The sequence below is a fragment of the Methanococcoides sp. genome, from assembly GCF_030594565.1.
GTDB classification, from domain to species: Archaea; Halobacteriota; Methanosarcinia; order Methanosarcinales; family Methanosarcinaceae; genus Methanococcoides; species Methanococcoides seepicolus.
On record NZ_JAUVEY010000179.1, the window covers coordinates 1 to 3,317 of the forward strand.

The 3,317-nt window shown below is 40.9% G+C and carries 5 protein-coding genes; all 5 read right to left on the bottom strand.

All coding sequences use genetic code 11. From position 1 onward, the window contains the following. Positions 1 to 181: ATP-binding cassette domain-containing protein (locus QAS77_RS11095; RefSeq protein ID WP_305065598.1), on the bottom strand; the 181-nt coding region annotated here is incomplete at its 3' end. 2 nt (positions 182 to 183) lie between these two features. After that, positions 184 to 1,095 (bottom strand): metal ABC transporter solute-binding protein, Zn/Mn family, encoded by a 912-nt coding sequence (locus QAS77_RS11100; protein ID WP_305065599.1) that lies wholly within the window; start codon positions 1,093 to 1,095, stop codon positions 184 to 186. A gap of 104 nt (positions 1,096 to 1,199) precedes the next feature. Beyond that, complete coding sequence (locus QAS77_RS11105; RefSeq protein ID WP_305065600.1) at positions 1,200 to 2,450, bottom strand: cation diffusion facilitator family transporter; 1,251 nt, start codon at positions 2,448 to 2,450, stop codon at positions 1,200 to 1,202. A gap of 58 nt (positions 2,451 to 2,508) precedes the next feature. After that, complete coding sequence (locus tag QAS77_RS11110; protein WP_305065601.1) at positions 2,509 to 3,081, bottom strand: DUF1847 domain-containing protein; 573 nt, start codon at positions 3,079 to 3,081, stop codon at positions 2,509 to 2,511. A gap of 14 nt (positions 3,082 to 3,095) precedes the next feature. After that, on the bottom strand, positions 3,096 to 3,317 hold a 222-nt coding region (locus QAS77_RS11115), incomplete at its 5' end, for an iron-sulfur cluster assembly scaffold protein (protein WP_305065603.1).

Below are 3,317 nucleotides of genomic sequence, written 5' to 3' on the forward strand. Positions count from 1 at the left end.
TCCCTCTGCTTGGTTTTATCAATCCCAGAATTACTTTAAGCAGAGTGCTCTTCCCCCCACCATTTGGTCCTATGATGCCCAGAAAATCATGTTGGCTTACAGTAAGATTTACTCCTTCGAGCACATTTATGCCACCATAATGCACCCACACATCCTTAAGAACGATTACTTCGGTTTTCATGTTTATGTCAGACTTTGAGCAAATGAATTTGTAACTTCATGTAGATTTACCAGATAGTCTTTTGCCAGAGAATCTGCCGGTATAACACCACCTCCAATCTCCTTTGCTATCACCTCAGCACTTTTTGTACTGAATTGGGGCTGAACAAAGATGACATTGATATCATTCTCCTTAGCGGTTTTGATCAAATGTGCCATATCACTGACACTTGGTTCTTTGCCTTCGATCTCAACTGCTATCATAGTAAGATTGTAGTCCCGTGCAAAATAGCCCCAGGAGGGGTGAAAAACCATGAAAGTACGGTTTTTGAATCCTGATAAAGACTGGTTGATCTTAGAGTCAAGCACTTCCAGATCACGAATATATTGCTCTTTGTTCTGCTCATAATATGTTTCATTAGCCGGGTCGATCCGGATCAGACCGTCACAAATGTTCTGCACCATGATTTGTGCATTTTCAGGAGATAACCAGATATGTGGATCCATACTGCGTTCATCATTGTTATGCCTGGAATTTTCTTCCTCATGATGGTGCTCTTCCATTTCCATCAATGTGACACCCTTTGAAGTGTCAACCATGAGCATGTCCGGATTGGTTGATATGATCTTATCCAGCCAGACCTCCTCAAACAAAAGCCCTGATCCTACTTTGGCATACATTCCGGCACTGCTTACCGCCTTTAGCTGACTTGCAGTCGGCTCATAGGTGGCAGGGTTTGCACCGGGCGGTATCATTACAATGACCTCTACTTTATCGCCACCGATATGCTCAATAAAATCAGCCTGCGGCAGAATACTCGTCACGATAATCAATTGTTTCGGGCCGTTTTGCTGATCAGGTACTCCATTTATACATGCATTACCCGAAAAAGCTACAATGAGGAGTACAATTACCGGCAGTATTTTGTTATTCATTATATTTCGCACCCCCCTCTCAAGATAATCTGGAAATATCATTGTGCTAATGAAGTAAATACCTTTCATCAGTATTTTCAATCGTCTTTACCTATTTTTGGAATTTATGTCCTGTCCTCTGTAGGTGAAGTTATCACATCAAATTCATGAACCTTCCCAATGACGTCGTCAACATTCTTTGCGGACCCAGGCATTTGTAATATTTTCACGAAGTTGTCGCGAAGCACATGGAATGGCCCATCACCAATATCATGTATTATTAAAACATTGACATCCCGACTTATCAGAAACTCCGCAGTCTTTACACCCTTTTTCTTTTCCAAAGTGGCAGCAGGGTTCTTAATGACATCCCAGTTTTTAAATTTATCATTTTCCATTTCGATAATTATAAAATACGGGGCTTTACCAAGATGAAGGGAAAGCTTTGAGCGCAGACCATCTTGTGCAACAACAGGAACTGCAACTTTCACTACTGCCATCTTCCCTGGTTTGGCATTGACTACTACATGTTCCAGATTATCTACTTCTTTCTTTACTGCACTTTTAATTTCATCAGAGAGCATCTCGACCTTTTTCAGATCGACATCTCCCTGGGTTTCAACAATTACTTCCCCGAACACAACCAGCCCGGATTTTCGAAGTCTTATGTCTTCCACTTTGTTAATACCTTTGATATCACCTATAGCCTGACGGATCCTTACAATCGATTCCTTATCAAGCCATGCATCCATCAGTATTAATATCGAGTCTCTGGCAATCCCAATTCCAAGCCTGAATATCATTAGAGAGATAACCAGCACCCCAATACTATCGAGCCACGGCATACCTAACATTGAGCCGGCAATTGCAATTACAACAACCAGGGAGCTGAAAACATCTGTATATGAATGCATTGCATTTGCAATCAGGGCCTGCGAATCGATCTGCTTGCCAATTTTGCCTTTATACACAGAGATAGCATAAATTACAAAAACCGAAAACACAGCAGTTCCAAGCGCAATTCCCTGTATTTCGATCTCAATAGGATTATTAATGCTTGCCAGTGCCTGGCGTAAAAGTTCGACTCCTGAGACGAGGATCAATACTGAGACAAAAAGCGCTATCAGATTTTCTGCTTTATAATAGCCGTATGGAAACTTCTCTCCGCTGTCTTTTAAACTGAGCCTGAGTCCAACCCACACGGCAAGTGATGTGAAAATATCCAATGAGGTATGAACTGCATCAGCAATCAGGACAGTGCTTCCCGAATATAAGCCAACAATGCCCTTTAATGCTGCAAGAAAGACTAATGCAATGGTTGAATTCTTCGAAGTATTGATCCCAATACGCAAGTTATCATTTACACGTTTTTCCATTTTTTTGTTCCTTTATGGATTTCATATTGTATCATATCGTAATTCATTGTTACAAAACCTAATCTCCGGCATTGAACCTATGTTTAAGATAATAATTAGAATATATCGCACCAAGAGGGTTATGGGCCAGTACCCTATCCTTTACCGCCAATGTGGTTACAGGCGCCTGTGATTGCTGGGTAAAAAGAATATCATGGCCAATACACAATCCAAGAATGATATTTAAATCGGTTTTCTCTTTATTCAACACCAGTGCCTGGCCCATCGGATTACAGATCGCTTCAAAACTACCATTGTGTAATTTTTCCAGACCATAGCTATCCTTATCAATTCCACATACCTTACAGCAGACAGAGAATACCTTAAAATCCTGTGCTAAAATCTCATGTATGACCTTAGCCTCTTTTTCCAGACCAATGCAAAAGGCAATGCCAAGTTTTTCATACCCCATTCCTTTGGCATACAGAATAAGCTCTTCTAACCTTGTTTTCTCCATATAATACCTGGATTCGATTTGTGCCGAGATTTCCATGGATTCAAGGTTCGTGCCAGCATATTCAACATCGGTCTTAATTGTAGAACAATCCTTTCCTTCCCGGCACTTTTTCTGTTCACATAACCCACATTGCATCTAATAATCTCCGTTTATTGTAACATTTCCAGAGCTTTCTCCAGTGTCATAATTGCAAGATGCGCACAATGCAGGTTTTCTTCAGGGAGACCTTGAAGAGCAGTAATCAGGTCATCGTCTGTAATTGCTTTGACCTCATCAACAGATTTTCCTTTGGCCATAGATGTTAATATGCTCCCACATGCTATCGTTGCTCCGCATCCATCTGTCATAAATGATATATCTGCAACTATCTC

Coding starts and splice junctions, on each gene's coding strand:
- QAS77_RS11105 (WP_305065600.1), bottom strand. CDS start 2,450: ATGGAAAAACGTGTAAATGATAACTTGCGTATTGGGATCAATACTTCG.
- QAS77_RS11110 (WP_305065601.1), bottom strand. CDS start 3,081: ATGCAATGTGGGTTATGTGAACAGAAAAAGTGCCGGGAAGGAAAGGAT.
- QAS77_RS11100 (WP_305065599.1), bottom strand. CDS start 1,095: ATGAATAACAAAATACTGCCGGTAATTGTACTCCTCATTGTAGCTTTT.